We start from the raw sequence: 16,423 nt of genomic DNA, 5'->3' as shown, positions 1-16,423 counted from the left end.
CGGTTTGCTTCCATTTCCTTTTCCATATCCATTTCTTGTACCTGATTTGCATCCTTTGCGGCCGTCCATGCCGGCTGTTCCTCAGGAGTCGCCGCACCGACATCCGGATCGACCGATGCGACGGTGATTCCATCAGAATCCGTTGTCGTTTTCCCGCTTCTCACGCTTTGTCTGCATTGAGCGGCTGTCTGCAAGGCGATCATTCGGCTGGTGCAAACCGGACACTGACTGAAATGCTGTTTTACTTCCAATTTTTCCAAAACAGTCAATTCATTTTTTACATAAGCCGGGATCAACAAACGTACTTGGCTGCATTGCAAAACAATCACCTCCTTCTTTTCTTTGCTTCTATTCTTCCTGCGGTCTGACGCGGATGGTTTCCCCGGTTGTTACACTGCGCCGCATCACACTGCTTGGAATCGCGGTGCGCATCGCTCTGTGTGCTTCCGCATTGCCGTGTACCAACAAAACCACCTGAGGACGCAAGTATTCAATTGCGTCAAGCAGTTCGTCTTGAGCAGGATGAGAAGGCCAATGATAATATAGAATTTCACTCTTTTTCCCTGGTTGCTTTTTACTCAGCTTTTCCAGAAGCGGCGCCAAAGCAACCAAACTTTCACTCACCGTCGGCAGAAAGACAGCGGACACATCATCTTTCATCATTTTGCATAGATAGGTAAAACCGGGCGCTTTTTCTGTCAGCATGCCCGGATTGACAAATAAAATGCACGGCTGATTGGCAACATTCTGCCGGTTCGTCTCATCAATGGGCGTAACCGACCAGCGGAAACTGTCTGCGTATAGAAAACCCGTCTGCGGTTTTGTGGTCGCGTCCGTCTGCATATGTTCTTCCATCAATTTAAAAAATTGATTGCAGCGGCCGTCGGCATAGAGAGGTACCTTTTTCAATTTACCTTCCGTCATCGCCTGACGGAACAGGAAAGCAAAATTTTCGGCGCGCCCCAATTCGGCACAAGGAAATAAAGCACAGCCGCCGTTGCTAAGAATCTCATTGACCTTGCTGATCATCACCTGTTCCATAGCTTGCCGTTCAAAATGAGGAAATTGCCCATTGGTGATGTTAAGAATCATGATATCGAAATTCTCCGTAGGCCACACGGCAGCCAGAGCGGTTTTTTCTTTGTGTTTTGTAAAATCGGCGGTAATAAAGACAGAATCATCCTGACCTTGCACCGCAATACTGACTGCACCGGGCAGATGACCGGCAGCGTAGAGCGTAATTGATAAATCATCATGGAACGGATAATATTTTACTCCAATCTCTTTGACTGTCAGTTGAACTGCCTTGATCTCCGCCGCTTCGTAAACCGGTGCTTCGATGAAATAGTCGTCCTGATCTTCTGCCGGCCGCAGTAAGGTATCAAGCATCGCTCCGATCATCGGTTCGGAGTCTTTACTGCACCAGACCGGCAGATCCGGCCAACGCTTCACCAAATACGGTAAGGCGCCGCATTGGCTGTAATGTGCGTGTGTGATGATGATCAAATCGGGTTTTGGTATTGTTTGGACATTCGGCAAACGCTCAATGCGGCCAGAGAGCCGGATGCCGGCGTCGATCAGAATTCGTTTACCATAACGCACCATTTCCAGCATATAGCAAGCCGCATCGTTATCATTGCCGCCGGCTACCGCTTTGAAAATCACATGGCTGCGCCCTCCGGTTGAAGCAGGTGTATTGGCTGGATGATAGAGATAATTATGCCAATCCGTATATTCCGAATCGTCCACCATCAGGAGCGGTACATTATTTATCATCGGCCGGCCCGGAGTCTTATCCCCCGGTTGACCGCCATCGGAACCGCCGCGCAAGGTCAGGCGACTGTCCATCGGCATCGGCGGTAAATCAGAACGCAAAAAATCATCCTTCTCCGCTTGAAACGGTTCTGGTTTCGCTGCTGCTTCCTGATTGACGGAACAAGCAGGCTCTGCAGCCACCGCGGCAGGATTTACATTTTTTTCAGATTCTTCCGTTTGATTTTTCCGTTTCAGCCAGGGGAATTGTGTTTCCATTTTCTGCCGTGCACTGCGCATCTGCTGCAGCGCGCGGGAGATCGACACGCCGGCCCTCACCGCCTTGCTGTAAACTTCCGGCTCTGCCTCCTCCATTAAGAGCTCATACTCCCGATGGAGCAGTTTCAGGCGTGCTTCTTCCTGCAGCCATCTATGATACTTCTGCTCGATTCCATTTTGCTTGCTTTGCAGCAGGATACGGTTTTCCTGCTGCAAATGCAGCAGAGAAAACAACATTTGTTCCGAAAGTAAACTCTCCTCAGCGAAGGCTTCTTCTGCTCTGGGCAGTGCAAGCTGTTCTTCCGCGCTATCGATTTCTGCATTTGTGTGCTCCGGCTGCAAATCATCAGCTGAAATAGCATCTTCAGGACCTGCCGGCGTTTGTTCCGGATTGAGAAAAGCCGCAGAAGCGTCGTCGCTTTCCGGCCAGACAGAAACTTTTGCGCTCTCCGGCTGCAATTGATGCAGAAATTGCTTTGTTTCACCGGATGCAGCATAAGACTCCATTGCCTGCTGCAGCGTGATGTCTGCCTGATCGGCTGGATTGATTGGCTGCATGACAAGGGTTGCTTTGGCGTTCGTACGATCGCGATTCGTTGGACGGTGATTTCCAATCACAACCGTTTGTTTGGGAAAAACAGTTTGTTTCACTTCCATAATACTGTCAAAGTTCCGGTTACCATTGGTCTTACGTCGTTTGGACATACGGCTCACCTCACTTTTATCTCGAGTCCCGCTTTTCCTGCTTCCGTTTGCGCAAGGCGCTGATTTCTTCCGGCTGAAAATAATAGGCTGTTCGGCAGAAATGACAAATCATTTCCACCGGTTCCTGTTTTGCTGTCATCTCCTGTAGTTCGTCGTCTGAGATACTCATTAAAATCTGCTGCAGACGTTCCCTGCTGCAATTACATTGGTAATAAACCTCTCTGGTTTCCAAAATCGTCAACTCATCCGCCGAAAAGAAGCGTTTCAGCATTGCTTCAGCAGTTTCGACCTCTTGAATCAATTCTGTGGGCATCGCTGCTGCGGCCAGGCGTTGTTCCAGCATCTCGGCCAAATCCGGTGCGGCTCCCGGCAGCATTTGCAGCAAATACCCGCCGGCAGTTTTGACCTGTCCGTCCGGGTTGACCAGTACTCCCAGCCCAACTGCCGAGGGGATTTGTTCTGAAACGGCGAAATAGTAGGCTAAATCCGTGGCGATTTCTCCGTTTTGCAAAGGTACCTGCCCAACATAGGGATCACCGAAACCCAAATCTTTACTGATCGCCAAAAAACCTTTGCCTACAGCGCCGCCGACATCCAATTTGCCGGCGCTTGTCGCAGGTAGATTCACATGCGGCTCCTGCAGATAACCCCTGACATGGGAACTATCATCCACATCGACAACGACCGCACCGCAGGGACCGTCGCCCAGCACTCTTAAAGTAAGACGCTGTCCTTTTTTTAAAATAGCCCCCAGCAGCAACCCACCGGTCAGACTGCGTCCTAAAACCGCAGCCGCAGTTGGCCAACAGTCATGCCGCTGTCTCGCTTCCTCTACTAAACCGGTGGTAACAGCCGCCAGTGCCCTGATCTGTCCGTTACAAGCGGTGGCAATTATCAAATGATCGTGCATATGAACCGATCCTTTCTATCATAAAATCCTAATCCTGTTATCCTCAAAGTACTTAATTTCTCCTTCGGCCCGCAAAAACCTTTTTCGTCAGCTTGATATTTTTCCGGCTGGCATGAAAGACCCGCTCATCATAAAAAATACCGGCTGACGCGGCTCTGACTGAGCTGCACAAGCCGGCATCGAATTGATATCCTGCTATACCTTTTTGTTTTTATAATATTCAAACCAGGCAAAGATCCGTTCGTAACGATCGAGCTGGTGCAGCGGCCGTTTGAAACCGTGATATTCACCGGGATAGCGGATCATTACCACTTCTTTGCCCAATCGCTTTAAAGCTTGGTAGAATATTTCGCTGTTGGCGATGCCGCAGCGTAAATCGTCCTCACCATGCAGTAACAAAAGCGGGGTTTCCACCTGCCCGGCATAGTTCAGCGGAGAACTTTTGACCAATTGACTGTCTTTGCCCTGCCATGGCTGACCGCCGTACTCATATTCATTGGCCATTGTGTTATCCGCCAAACCGTAATCGAAAGAGAGGCTGCTGACCACAGCGCCGCCGCAAATTGCTTTGTAACGTTTGGTTTGGGTTGCAAACCAGCACGCCATGTAGCCGCCGTAACTCCAACCATGCATAAAACAGTTAGCGGGGTCAATAAAACCGGTGGCAAGAGCATCATCCAAACCGGCCAACAGATCGGCATAGTCTCTGTCACCCCAGTTTTGATCAATTACGCGGCTGAACTCTTCGCCAAAGGTGATGGAACCTCTGGGATTGATCAGGAGGACGAAATAACCTTGCGCGGCAAAGTACTGGGCGGCAATTTCAAAAGCAGGTCCAAAAACTCCGTGCGGACCGCCATGCACCAAATGCAAGAGCGGATATTTCTTACTTTGGTCAAACTGAGCCGGATAGTAGAGCCACCCCTGCAGCGGCTGACCGTCTTCTGCCGAGACAAAGCTGCGTGCCTGCCAATGGGCAAATTCACGTTCTGCCATCAGCGCATCGTTATGATGGGTTACCTGACGCAACACCCCTTGCTGCAGCCAGAACCATTCCGCCAATTGATCAGGAGAGGTGATCAACAGCAGCAAACCCAGATCGGAAACGGCAAATGACAGCAGACTGCATTGTTCCTGCCGCCATAGGCATTCCGTATGCCCTTCGATAAAATGATACAAGACGCCTGCCCCCTGATCCCCCAGCATAAAACAGAACTCGTTTTGGCGCCACATGCTGGTGCGTCCGCCGGCTACTCTGGGTTCCGGACCTCCGCCTGCTCCATACGGACGGTCATATGCCGCCGTCAGATTCAGCACATTTTGCCGGGTCAGTGCCTCCGGCGCCAACCCCCCCGCCAATTGCTGCAAAAACGCGGATACCGGCAGCAAGTTGACATCGGTGCGGCTGGAAACAAACCAAGTATTATGATGTCCGGCAAAAGCAATAAAGCGGCCGTCCGGGCTCCAGGACAAGACTTTGCTCGGTCCGGCTGCGCGATAAAGTAAGACCGGCTCTCCGCCGCGGATGGGGTAAAGCCATAAATCGTCACGATGCTCTATTTCCGGATCCTGACAGTGGCAGCCGCTGACACAAAGCCATTGTCCGCAAGGGGAAATTTGACCCAAAGTGTGATCCCAATCGCCAAATGTAAGCTGCCGTGCCGTAGGTTTTGAGTCTTCTTTTATATTCTGCTCTACGGGAATGATAAAATTGTGCGTTCTTGCCTGACCAAAATAACCAACCCCGTCCATGCGATAATGGAACCGTGTGATCACTTTCACACGGTTGATTTCATTTTTCTCTCTTTTGTCCTGCTCACCGCTGGCAGCCAACCTGGTCGCCTCTTTCAGGCGGGCTCCGTCTTTGGCCGGAGCACCCGCATAAGGAGTCCAATCTTCATCAAACGGAAAAACGGCGGCCGTATAGACAATCGATTGACCATCCGGCGTCCAGCTAAAGTCCTCAACCGCTTCCGCTGTAAACAGGCAGCGTGCTTCTCCGCCGGCAGCCAAGTCCAGGATATAGATCCGATTGCCGTTATCCTGCCGGCTGGACAGAAAGGCCAGTTGAGTCGCATCCGGGGAAAGGCGCGGCAACCGGTTATTACCGCTGCCGGTCAACGGCCGCTCCTGACCCGAGACCAGATCCAACTGCCAGAGATCGGTGAGATTTTTTTCCTGCTTTAAATCCGTTTTCTGTAAGACATAGTAGGCGTATCTGCCATCTTCTGTCCATTGCAAATCAAGGGCTGCTTTGATACGATGCATATCCTCCAGCTGAAATTTGCTTCTTGCCAATTTCTTATCCCCCTAAATTAAAATAATCGATAAAGATCGAACGGGTTCTTGCGTCCCATTGTACCGCAGCGCCAAATGCTTCCGTGATCGCTCTGAGCGGGATCATCGTACGTCCGTTGACCGGATCAAGATAGGCCGGTGCGTCGATGGTTCGCAGTTCGCCGTTGACTTTCATGCTGCTGCTGTTGAGCTGCAGTTCAATGCGGCAATTGTGATAGATTGCTATAATCTGCTGATTTTCCGCCTGCCATTCGACATAAACACCCATGGCTTCCAAGAGAGGACGCAACGGAATATAGGTGCGATTGTTTTCAGCAATCCACGGAGCGGCATCCGCAAAATAAACGCGATGCTCACGATTCAAATAGACTTTGATCTCATCCGCCAATAAAACCTGTTTGATAGAAAAAACATCACTGCTGGCCGTTGTCAACACTGCTCCGCCAAAATGATTGGCTTTGACGGAGTATGTCTGCATATTCGTACCATAACCATAAACGACATGTCCCCAGGTAGGAAAAGAGGCAAATGCCTGCCGGGCCGGCAAACGGATTCCGTTCATATAGTAAATTTGAGTCGGATCTGCCGGTACCCAACCAAACCCCTCCTGATAAAACTCCACCCAGGCATGCGCCAAATTAGTCCCGGAAAAAACCTGAAAATCCGCTATTTCAGCCGGTTCTTTGAACCAATAACCACCCACGATGCGAGCCGGTATTTTGACCGCTCTCAGCAACGCAACCATAAAAGCGGCGAAATCAGTACATACCCCCCGCAAATTGAATAAAGCCGATAAACTGCCTTGACGGGCGTAAACACTCGACTCATCATAGGTCATAGCGGTATTGACATAATCAAAAATCAATTGTGCTTTCTCATAATCACTGGCTGCGCCCGCTGTCAATGACTGCGCCAAAGCGATCATATATGGGTTGGAACAGGCAATATAATCTTCATCCTGTAAATAGAGCGTCCATTCCGGTGCCCTTACCAAATTATCGCCGCTGCCTGTGAGCAGCAGCGATAAATCAGCCAGATCGCTTTTACTGGTCAGCCAATTTAAACTGCATAAATTGGTTCTAATACTTACTGAAACACTCTCTCCCGGCAGCAATTGAGCGAAAGTGACATAGGCATAGCGATTGCCATAAAGATCCGTTTCAATGCGTTCCGGCGAGGGATCAATCAATTCTTCAAATTGGATCTGTGAGCTTGGCAGAGCGAGCGGAGTCAGCAGGATACACACGACGACATCAGTCGCGGTTTCCACACCGGTATTGCTGATTTGCAGGATCTGTTTATGGAATAGTAATTTTTCATTGGTCGCAGCCAATACCCGCTGCGGTAAAAGAGTGATTAAAAAAGACAAGGTAAGAATGACCGCAATCAATCGTTTTGATTTTCTCATCCTTTTTCCCCCTTGCCATCATAGAATCAATTTCGCTCCGAGCCAGGAAAACAACCGGCCTGACTGCCCAGCACACCAATGCTGCCGGTATACAGAAAACGGATCGCATCCTGCGGCAGAATTTCTTTGCCGAGCAAACCGCGCAGACCATAAAGCGTTTTTACGGTGTAAATTATTTCCATAAGAATGCCTTCCCTTCGAGCCGATAAAAGCATTGCCTGCGTCGCTTTCCGGCTGGGGACGGCCGCACCGCTGCCAAAATAGTGATCATAAAAAACCGGCACCTTTTCCAGCCTCAACCTTAGCATTAGAGCGCAGATGATTTTTGCTTGTTCCCGGATATTTACTGCGTCCAATCATTACCTGCAGCGGAGATGCTGCTGCGATGAGGGAAACCTGAAATCGGCTTCGGATAAAGCGGTTCCGTAAACAAAACCGGCCGCAGTGATAGCCATTGAACCGACAATGACGATCTCTTCCCAATGGATATCCCTCTCGCGGCATAGTTCTTTCGTTCTTCTGCCACAGCCGCCGAACCACAAGGTTCCGAAACGTGGATCCCCGCTCCTGTAGGATCCTCTGCCCTGTTTACGCCGGGCTGCCGCCGGAGTTCTATTTGAATTTGACGTTCCTCTTCGAAAATTGTTCCGCTAAAAATTGACTGCACACCAAAAATAATTCAGCAGCGGATACTCTGCCAGTTTGTCTGGTTTCGGGACATAATTCAAAAAAAAAATCGATTTCCGCTTTCGCAGCTGCCTAGGCAGGCAAACGATAGTGATTGGGCAACAAACCGCCGGCTGCCGGAAGCAAGCCGATCCGTTGTTTTTTTCACCTAATCAAAATTCCCGATCCCTATTTTGTTGCCGCCAAGACCGACACGCCTCTGATCATCCCGTTTGAGCTAAAACTGCGGCTCTAACTGATTGATGCACCAAGACGCGGCAGAAGTCCCGGCGGTGCCGGAGTTTTCTGCAAATGAATCCTTGGTACATTCTCGAAAAACATAAGATTATCCTTCCCGTAAATATTACATTTTAGTAATTTATGTTTTTTTATTGATATTCCTATGATACAATTCTAGCAAAAATATTATTATTGTAACTTTCCGAACCAGATGACCAAGAGCATTCCTTCCCCACAGCGAACCGAAGCAGTTGCCCCGCTGAATTGATTCGAAACACCAAAGCTGGACCCGGCTTTTAAGCTATGGCGACTCAAAGGATACTTCATTCCGCAGGTCGTCACATCGCTTACGACGGCGGTGCAGGGCAGCAGGGAAATATAATCCCCTTTCTCACCATACAATTGTAAGGTTTCATTGGAAATTACGCAAGCCTGTTGGGCGCCGTGGCTGAAGATAATCGGAAAATCTTTCTGTCGGAAAGCAGCGAGTAAGAATAAATTCGCTACGGCATGATCCATGCGTAGGCCGCCCCAGCCGCCAAAAACGATCGCGCTGCCGCAGCCACGCTGGCTGGCCAATTGTAAAGCCAGCTCACTGTCCGTCATATCTTTTTCCGTCGGCCAAACCAAGCACTCTATGGCTTTTTGTTTGACTTCATTCTGCCATTCCGGCAAAAAGGAATCAAAGTCGCCTATGAGAAGATCAGGCTGCCAGTGCAGGTTCAGCAGGTGCCCATAGCCGCCATCCGCTGCGATGACGAAATCGTTCGCCTGCCGAAAAAAACCTGCCGGCAGTCCGGCGAACTCGCCTGCCAGGAAAATCAAGGCACGCTTCATTGTGTCAACTCCTTCTTTTTAAAAAAAGGCTGCAACAAAACAAATCAGCCAAAAACAACGCAGTCTTGTTCTTGGCAATCATTTGTTTTGTCACAGACCTATGATATGGAAGATCAGATAAGTTAGACTAATTCCCGTTCAATTTCTTGCGCAGCAGAATCCACTCCTTCCAGTTCCTCCATAGCATTCTCCAGAGCCATCAATTCCTGCGTCAGATTGCTCAACTCAAAGCGAACACTGTCATTTCCCCAGACCGTGCTATTGACCAGTCTTGTTCTAAGACTCGACAAGGCACTTTCCAGCGTATCCAAATGTGCCTGCAGCAAAATGCTGCTTTGCCGGATCCGCTCTAAAGACTTCAACTCCTGCTGTTTAAATTTAACTGCCCGTTGATATTGATTGACGGCTTCCGCACTGGAAGCATTAACGGCCTGACGCTGCATACGATCAATTTCATCCTGTATTTGCTGTAAATTTGAGTTCTCCAATAAAGAAGCTATCCGTTGATCCCGATTCAGCAATTCATAATAGCGCAAAAAGCCCTTGAGCGACTGCGCCAGCACTTCCTGGGCCACATCGTTGTCCCATACTTCCATACGGGTAAAATCATCAAACATATCGCGTTCCAATTTGCGAACCCGCTCAAAGCGGACGCGCTGATAATTGGCACGGCTGCGCTGTTTTTCATAATCTTTTGAAGCCGCCCGCAGCTTTTCCCGATAAGCACTTAAACTCTTCAGACTCCAGTCCTTTTGTAGCTTATCCTTAAATTTCTGTGAGGCGGCTGTCCGCACGAGATAAATCAGCTCCAACAGGCTGCCGGTTGCCAGTACCAGGCCGGATACAGGAATCAGCATATCAAAGAACCAAACGGATTGCGGAACTCCAAAAAAAGCAAGTCCGATGGTTACCGCGCTGATCAGCAGCGAAACAGGCGATAACAGCAGCTGCTTTACCCGAAATGATCCAGGCGGTGTTTTCATCACTGGGGTCCCATCTCCTGTTTAATCTTCCCCAAACGTTCTTTTACCTGCAGGTCTTCCAGTGTACCCGCTTTCTCCAAGTCGATTTGACCAACCGGTTTTTCCAAACCAAGTTCTGCTTTCAGCTTAGTCAGGCGTTCTTTGGCCTGTAAACTCTGCACTTCATCCTGCACATCCTGAATTTCACTCTGCAAGTTGATCTTACCCATTTCGGTAAGGGCATCGGCTCTGGCCTGTTTTTCCTGAATTTTCTCTTTGGCACGATCCCATGCTTCATTGGTCGTATCAAAGGAAATTCCGCTCAACGCTTCATTCAGTTTTTCTGTAATCTGCGCCTGCTTCCATTGCGTCTGCAATTGCAATTTTTCCCGATATTTAGCCTGCACTTGCGCTTCAAAAGCTTTTACCTGTTGTTTGACCAATTCCGATGCTTCTACGGCCTGATCATACTGTGTCTGCAGTGTTTTGGCGACTTCCTCAACCGTCATCATTTGTTTCATGACCTGCTCCGCTAAATCATCGCGTCCCATCTGTAATGCCTGTTTGATTTGGGCATCCATGGTGGCCAATTTCTGCTTTTCGTTGCGCAGCATAATCTCAATTTGATTTTTCTGTTGTATCACTTGCACAGCCTGCGATTTGACTGCTTTCTGTTTTTCACGCAATTCATTTTGTGCTGCTTCCAGAATCACGTTGGGATCTTCGAATGAACTGACGCCGATACCGAACCAACCTTTGATTACGGTCCATAATCTACTAAACAGTCCCATTTCCTTCACTCCTTATTATTGATGAAATGTAAATGTCTTCTTTATATAATTATATAATTCGATTTTCAGACTTGTTTTCCTCCTTGGGTCAGAGGTCTATTTGAAATTACTTACCGTAATGCTCCGCCGATTCAGTACGGATTACGGCTATTTCAGCTCCTTTCCCGAAAAAAACGATCATTCGCGACCTCCTGACCGGAATGTTTGCGAATGATCGTTTGTTGTCAGCGGCTGCTGCTTCCGCCGTTGCCGGCTGATTGTTCCGCTCTGGCTTTTGCTCTGCCGCGTTCCATTTGCTCCTGATGATGGAGTTCATCCTCCAGGAAATATGCCGGATAGGGGAAATGCGCTGTTTTGGCGTCAGCAGGCTGGATACCGAGCAAACCGCTGTTGACATTGTATTCCACCACGGTTCCGTCACACGGAGAAAGCCACTCATGATAACGCATCCCAAAATACATTTCCTCTGTCGCGATCACTTCGCCTTTTTTTACCATATCACCGACATTTTTCAGGCAGATTCCTTCCAAATGGCCATCCACCATGTCCAGTTTCAGGAAATGCAGATTCTCTTTGGCTTCCCGCAACAAGATCCAACCGGTGGGTTTGGCCAGATGATTGATTCTTGTCGTGATAATGGGAATATTGCGCGCAAAGAGCAATTGATTGACGGTGGCGACTCTGGCTAAAACCGTCGGGAAAGCGATACCGGCAGCCAGGACAAAGACAGTAAACAAAGCGCTTTGCCAAATATAACTGCGCAGATTTGCCATATCGACCTGGCTGAACCAACTGATATAACCGCTCAGCTGAAAAACAATGATTAACCCGGCCAGGATTCCCGCTATACCGGCGGAGCCTTGTTCGATCACCAAAGAAATTACAATTTGATTATTCGATACGCCAATGGATTTGAGAACCGCCAGTTCTCTTCTTCTCTCCAAAAAAGTCATCAAAGCAACCGTTAAAACACCGATACCCAAAAACAAGAAGATCAATACGAGCAGCCATTGCCCCGGTTCAAAAATTTGCTGCAGTAAAGAGTCCGCTAACGCGCTTGGCACGTTTGCATAAAGAAAAGGCGTATCCGGATAAGCGGTCTGCATCCATTCCACCAAGTGCTGCAACTCCGCCTCGTCCCGATCATAATTGACAATAAACCGATTGGCCAATGGTTTTGCCATTAAGCGCAAAACATCACTCTGCATGACCAAAGGCTGCGCTTCCTGATAATTCGGTGTAAAAATCCCCACTACGGTCAAGCTCAGAGAGCGCTGACGCCCATCCTCTGCCACCGTGAAGACAGACAAGCTGTCGCCCAGCTGAATCTGCTCTGACCGGGCCAGCGCAGCCGGCAGCACGACTTCACCGCTCTGTTGCAGCCAACGGCCTTGCAGTTCTTTATTTTGGTCAAGGAAAAACCGACTGTTTTCCCTCAAACCCAAGATTTCCTGTTTGCCGTGATTAGAATAAACCGAAACTGCAGCGGCTTCTTCTGCATAAGCTAAGATCTCACGTTTAAACTTCGGTGCGGGCAAAGCAGAAATCTCTTTCACTTCTTCCCCTGCCGGCAGCAGTACCATCAAATCATAGGGTAAGGTCAGCGTTTCGGTTCGGTAGATGCCGGCCTGCGCTGAGACAGACAGCATACCGCTATAGAGAACATAAAGACTGAACGAACCTGCCACTAAAAGAAAAATCGTAATCAATCGCCAGCGCCAACGACCGATGTTTTTGAAAGCAAGATTGCTTATGGATGTGAATTGCCTGAAACTCATGGATTCTGCACCTCTATAGCATTGATTTTGCCGTCCCGCATCGTGATCACCCTATGAGCATAGCGTGTCAGGCTGGTATCATGTGTAATCAGCACAAATGTCTGATTTTCCGTCCGATTGAAACGGCAGAACAGATCGATCACCAAATCCCTTGTTTTTGAATCCAGGTTTCCGGTCGGCTCATCCGCCAGAACCACAGCCGGCCGATTTGCCAGAGAACGGGCAATGGCTACCCGCTGCTGTTCACCACCGGAAAGCTGATCCGGCCGGTGGTGTGACCGCGGTGTTAAGCCCACTTCATCCAGAAGATACTTGGCACGCTCATGCGCGTCTTTTTTGCTCATATTGGCAATCGACATCGGCAGTTCAACGTTTTCCAGGGCGCTTAAGTGGGGGATCAAATTGAAAAACTGAAAAACATAGCCGATATTTTTTCGACGCATCAAAGCCAGCTGATCCTCATTGAGCTTGACGATCGATTGATCATGAATCAGGATATCTCCGCTAATTGGTCGGTCCAAGCCACCCAATAAACTCAAAAGCGTACTCTTGCCGCTGCCGGATGGACCAACGATGATCGCAATTTCACCGGGCATCACTTTGATATTCACATTATTGACCGCGTAAACAGCCTCTCCCAGATAAAAAGCCTTGTTTAGATTGATCGTCTCCAGGATTGGCCGTTGATTAGCCTCCACCATTGTCAACACTCCTTCGATCTGAATTCCCTTTATTCATTGCGCAAGACATTCATAACCGGCAAAGCGGCAAGTTTTAACGCCGGAAATAAGCCAAAGACCAGAGATACCGCCCCGGTAGCAGCCGCTACCTGCGCAAAATCTTTCAGCACGGACCACAGTATGACGAAAATACCCTGATGATTCGTCATTTGATTGAGAGCCCCCGGCAAACGGAAGACCAGAAAACCGATGCTGGCGCCTACCAAAGAAAGCATCAAAGCTTCGGTTAAAGCCATGATCACAATATCCACCCGCTTGGCGCCGACTGATTTGAGAATTGCCATTTCGCGCTTGCGCTCGTTGATCATAATCAGCATATTGGCTGCCACCAGTAAAGCTGCATTCAGCAGCACCAACCCCATCATGGGTAGCCGCAAATCCAAAGCCATTCCTTCCTGCGTGGCGTTCTGAGCCAATCCTGCCACCGTCTCAGCTGGTACCGCTTGGAATTTTTCAATCAATTGGCGCTCCATGGCCATATTTGCTTGATTGGGCACACTGACAAAACTGAAACCTGAGAAATTCTGCGCTAAATTGAGAACAATATCCTCCAGATAGGCCATATCATCAACCTGAATCGTTGCCTCGGCAGCCATATATTCCACTCCCTTGCCGGCTTCCTGCCAGATCTCCTGCCAAGTAGTCAGCGGCAACTGTATTTCATTCGTCCACCAATACAATTGTTCCGAATTGGTATTGATCTCACCCTGCCAGGTGAGCGTTCGCGTCGGAACCGCGATTCTGCCGATCACCGTCACTGTTTTCTGAATCGGATTGGCATAATCCAGAACGACAGCGCCGTTCTGCTCTGTTTTAAGTGTCGGTATTTCCAAATTGATCTTACTGCCTAACTCCGGTACGGTCAGGCCTTGCGGCAGATTCTGCTTGATGGAAATGACTGCAACCAATTCACCGTCATCTGCCGGCATAAACCAACGCCCATCATAAATCAGTTTGGCCGGACTGTTCAAATCATTTTCTTTGACCAGATTACGGCCGCGCAGCACCGATTCGTAGCGATACTCTTTGCTCAGTACGGTAAAACCCGGCAGACGATAGAGCGGCGATACCGAGTTGACCCCTTCGTTCTCCGCCATCCGGCGCAAATCGTTTGCCGTAAAAACCGTTTGCTCATTGCTTTCCAAATAGCCTTGTTGGTAAATTTCCGGGTGAAAAACCGCTAAATCAGTAAACGGGTTCTCAGTTGGCCGAGAAAACTTCCAGTAGCTGTCCCCTTCCGGCAATTCACCTTGCACTTTTTGGGCATAAACCACAATTTCACCGCCCAGCATTTGCCGAAAGGCGGCAAATGCTTCTTTGACATAACCTCGGCTTAAGCTGATGGTATAGGTTAAGAAAGCGGCAGCAACCGCCATGGAAACGACCGCTAAGATACTTCTGGCTAAATTGCGCCGGGCGTTCAAAGCTCCCAATCGAAAAAACATTAACTTAACCCCCAATAATCTTGGCTAATGTAGTAATTTCTATATTTCCACCCGATAACAAACAGATCACCTTTTTCCCGGCCGTTGCCGTCTTATGATACAAGACAGCAGCCAGAGAAACGGCAGCGGAAGGTTCACACCAAATTTTCGCCCGCTCAATGATCAATCGGGTAGCCTGGATAATTTCTGTTTCTTCCACCGTCACCAAATCATCCACATAACGGCGGGACAATTCGTAACCGAGCTGACCGGATTTTTTGGAGCGGATCCCATCGGCAACACTGGGTTGCCAATCCGTGAGTTCCGTTGGTCTCCCCATCTGCCAAGCCAGGCGCAGGCGCGGACTCAGCGCCGGTTCGACTCCGATTACTTTAGCCCTGCTGCCTGATTCTTTGATGGCTGTCGCCACACCGCCCAGCAAACCACCGCCGCCGACAGGAACAAAGATAAAATCAGCTTCCGGCAACTGCCGCATTAATTCGAGACCAATGGTTCCCTGTCCGGCTACGACCGCCGGATCGTCATAAGGATGAATCAAAGTCATCCCCTCTGCCGCCAGTTCATTTGCTTTGGCAAGCCGTTCCGTCGTCGTAAAACCATAAAACAAGACGCGCCCGCCATAAGCTTCACAAGCATGCACTTTCGCCGGTGAAGCATCCTCCGGCATCACAATGACGGCTTTGCTGCCCAGTTTCATCGCAGCGTAAGCGACGGCAGTACCGTGATTGCCGGATGAACCGGTTACGATCCCGGCAGCCAACTGCTCTGCACTTAATTGTGCCGCGCAGTTGTAGGCACCACGTACTTTGAAGGAACCTGTTTTTTGCATATTTTCGCATTTGAACCAAATCTGCGCATCCGCTAGCCGATTGATACTTTGATTGGTCAGCAGCGGCGTAGTATGGATCACTCCGCACAGGCGGTCTTGAGCTTCCTGTATTCTCTTTAATTCAATCATCATCTTTTACTCCTTATCATCATTTGACAGTCGCCTTTTCGCAGTTAGTGAAGAGAAAGTCTGGATTGTATTCGACCTTTTTTGCTGATCTTCCTTCTTATTTCGCCTCTGGTAATATTCTCTGATCTGATTTTTGTAAAAGCCGTTGGCAATGGCCGGCAGATAACCGCTTGCAGTCAGCTTGGGAAAGAGCAGCGGCAAATCCGTAAAATCCAAAGCACCCCATTGATCTTGCCAATTTGTAGTTTCCTCCGGAATTTCCGCTGTGACTTTATTGGCATAGGCCACAATTTATCGTTTAACATCCGGGGCAGTGACTGTTCTGCTATGCTGTAACCCCTGCCTGAGCGGATGATCTAAATGAAAAAAGCCGCCGCCAGGGTCATGGAAATCACTGCCAGGATACTGCGTGCCAACTTACGCCAGGCATTCTGAATTCCCAATTTGAAAAACATGTGTTCTCCCCCTTTGTATCTCTTCTTCCTTTCCGACTGCCTGCCGATTTCTCTTCCAGGCAAAGAAATTTAATAATTAATTCGTTATCTAACTATCCTTCCGTCCATCCGTCACTCTGCCGGAGTTTCAATTTTACATGTGAAAAATGAAACCAAACAAGGAATTTCTTATGAGGGGAGAGAATGTTTATTTTTATCA

Annotated in this window: 13 protein-coding genes and 1 pseudogene; all 14 read right to left on the bottom strand. The window is 49.0% G+C overall.

The annotated features are described in order from the left end of the window. Positions 1 to 212: 212 nt before the first annotated feature. Positions 213 to 329, bottom strand: a pseudogene (locus tag LLG09_01505) (zf-HC2 domain-containing protein). A gap of 19 nt (positions 330 to 348) precedes the next feature. After that, entirely contained in the window at positions 349 to 2,736 is a 2,388-nt protein-coding gene (locus LLG09_01500) for an MBL fold metallo-hydrolase (GenBank protein MCE5195795.1), read from the bottom strand. A gap of 16 nt (positions 2,737 to 2,752) precedes the next feature. Further along, the gene (gene hslO, locus LLG09_01495) at positions 2,753 to 3,646 is read right to left on the bottom strand and encodes an Hsp33 family molecular chaperone HslO (GenBank protein ID MCE5195794.1); all 894 of its coding nucleotides are present in this window, start codon (positions 3,644 to 3,646) and stop codon (positions 2,753 to 2,755) included. A 195-nt stretch (positions 3,647 to 3,841) separates the two neighbouring features. Then, on the bottom strand, positions 3,842 to 5,944 hold the full coding sequence (locus LLG09_01490) for a S9 family peptidase (GenBank protein ID MCE5195793.1): 2,103 nt from the start codon (positions 5,942 to 5,944) through the stop codon (positions 3,842 to 3,844). 4 nt (positions 5,945 to 5,948) lie between these two features. After that, positions 5,949 to 7,352 (bottom strand): hypothetical protein, encoded by a 1,404-nt coding sequence (locus LLG09_01485; GenBank protein MCE5195792.1) that lies wholly within the window; start codon positions 7,350 to 7,352, stop codon positions 5,949 to 5,951. Between the two features lie 26 nt (positions 7,353 to 7,378). Next, positions 7,379 to 7,534: a hypothetical protein gene (locus LLG09_01480; protein ID MCE5195791.1), complete on the bottom strand. Its 156-nt coding sequence runs from the start codon at positions 7,532 to 7,534 to the stop codon at positions 7,379 to 7,381. Between the two features lie 913 nt (positions 7,535 to 8,447). Next, a complete protein-coding gene (locus LLG09_01475; GenBank protein ID MCE5195790.1) occupies positions 8,448 to 9,095 on the bottom strand; it encodes a thiamine diphosphokinase in 648 nt (215 codons plus the stop codon). A 122-nt stretch (positions 9,096 to 9,217) separates the two neighbouring features. Continuing rightward, positions 9,218 to 10,081 carry a hypothetical protein gene (locus LLG09_01470; GenBank protein MCE5195789.1) on the bottom strand — a complete coding sequence of 288 codons (864 nt, stop codon included), beginning with the start codon at positions 10,079 to 10,081 and terminating at the stop codon, positions 9,218 to 9,220. Further along, on the bottom strand, positions 10,078 to 10,848 hold the full coding sequence (locus tag LLG09_01465) for a PspA/IM30 family protein (protein ID MCE5195788.1): 771 nt from the start codon (positions 10,846 to 10,848) through the stop codon (positions 10,078 to 10,080). The genes LLG09_01470 and LLG09_01465 overlap by 4 nt, the downstream gene beginning before the upstream one ends. Before the next feature lie 224 nt (positions 10,849 to 11,072). Further along, the gene (locus LLG09_01460) at positions 11,073 to 12,626 is read right to left on the bottom strand and encodes a hypothetical protein (GenBank protein MCE5195787.1); all 1,554 of its coding nucleotides are present in this window, start codon (positions 12,624 to 12,626) and stop codon (positions 11,073 to 11,075) included. Continuing rightward, positions 12,623 to 13,327, bottom strand: coding sequence for an ABC transporter ATP-binding protein (locus LLG09_01455; GenBank protein MCE5195786.1), 705 nt, complete (start codon positions 13,325 to 13,327; stop codon positions 12,623 to 12,625). The genes LLG09_01460 and LLG09_01455 overlap by 4 nt, the downstream gene beginning before the upstream one ends. 29 nt (positions 13,328 to 13,356) lie before the next feature. Beyond that, the gene (locus LLG09_01450; protein ID MCE5195785.1) at positions 13,357 to 14,811 is read right to left on the bottom strand and encodes an ABC transporter permease; all 1,455 of its coding nucleotides are present in this window, start codon (positions 14,809 to 14,811) and stop codon (positions 13,357 to 13,359) included. Positions 14,812 to 14,815: 4 nt separating this feature from the next. Further along, the gene (locus LLG09_01445) at positions 14,816 to 15,769 is read right to left on the bottom strand and encodes a threonine/serine dehydratase (GenBank protein MCE5195784.1); all 954 of its coding nucleotides are present in this window, start codon (positions 15,767 to 15,769) and stop codon (positions 14,816 to 14,818) included. Positions 15,770 to 15,775: 6 nt separating this feature from the next. Then, positions 15,776 to 16,057: a hypothetical protein gene (locus LLG09_01440; GenBank protein MCE5195783.1), complete on the bottom strand. Its 282-nt coding sequence runs from the start codon at positions 16,055 to 16,057 to the stop codon at positions 15,776 to 15,778. Positions 16,058 to 16,423: the final 366 nt, after the last annotated feature.

The organism is Negativicutes bacterium (assembly GCA_021372785.1).
Classification (GTDB): domain Bacteria; phylum Bacillota; class JAAYKD01; order JAAYKD01; family JAAYKD01; genus JAJFTT01.
This window is presented reverse-complemented; position numbering and strand designations above follow the sequence as displayed.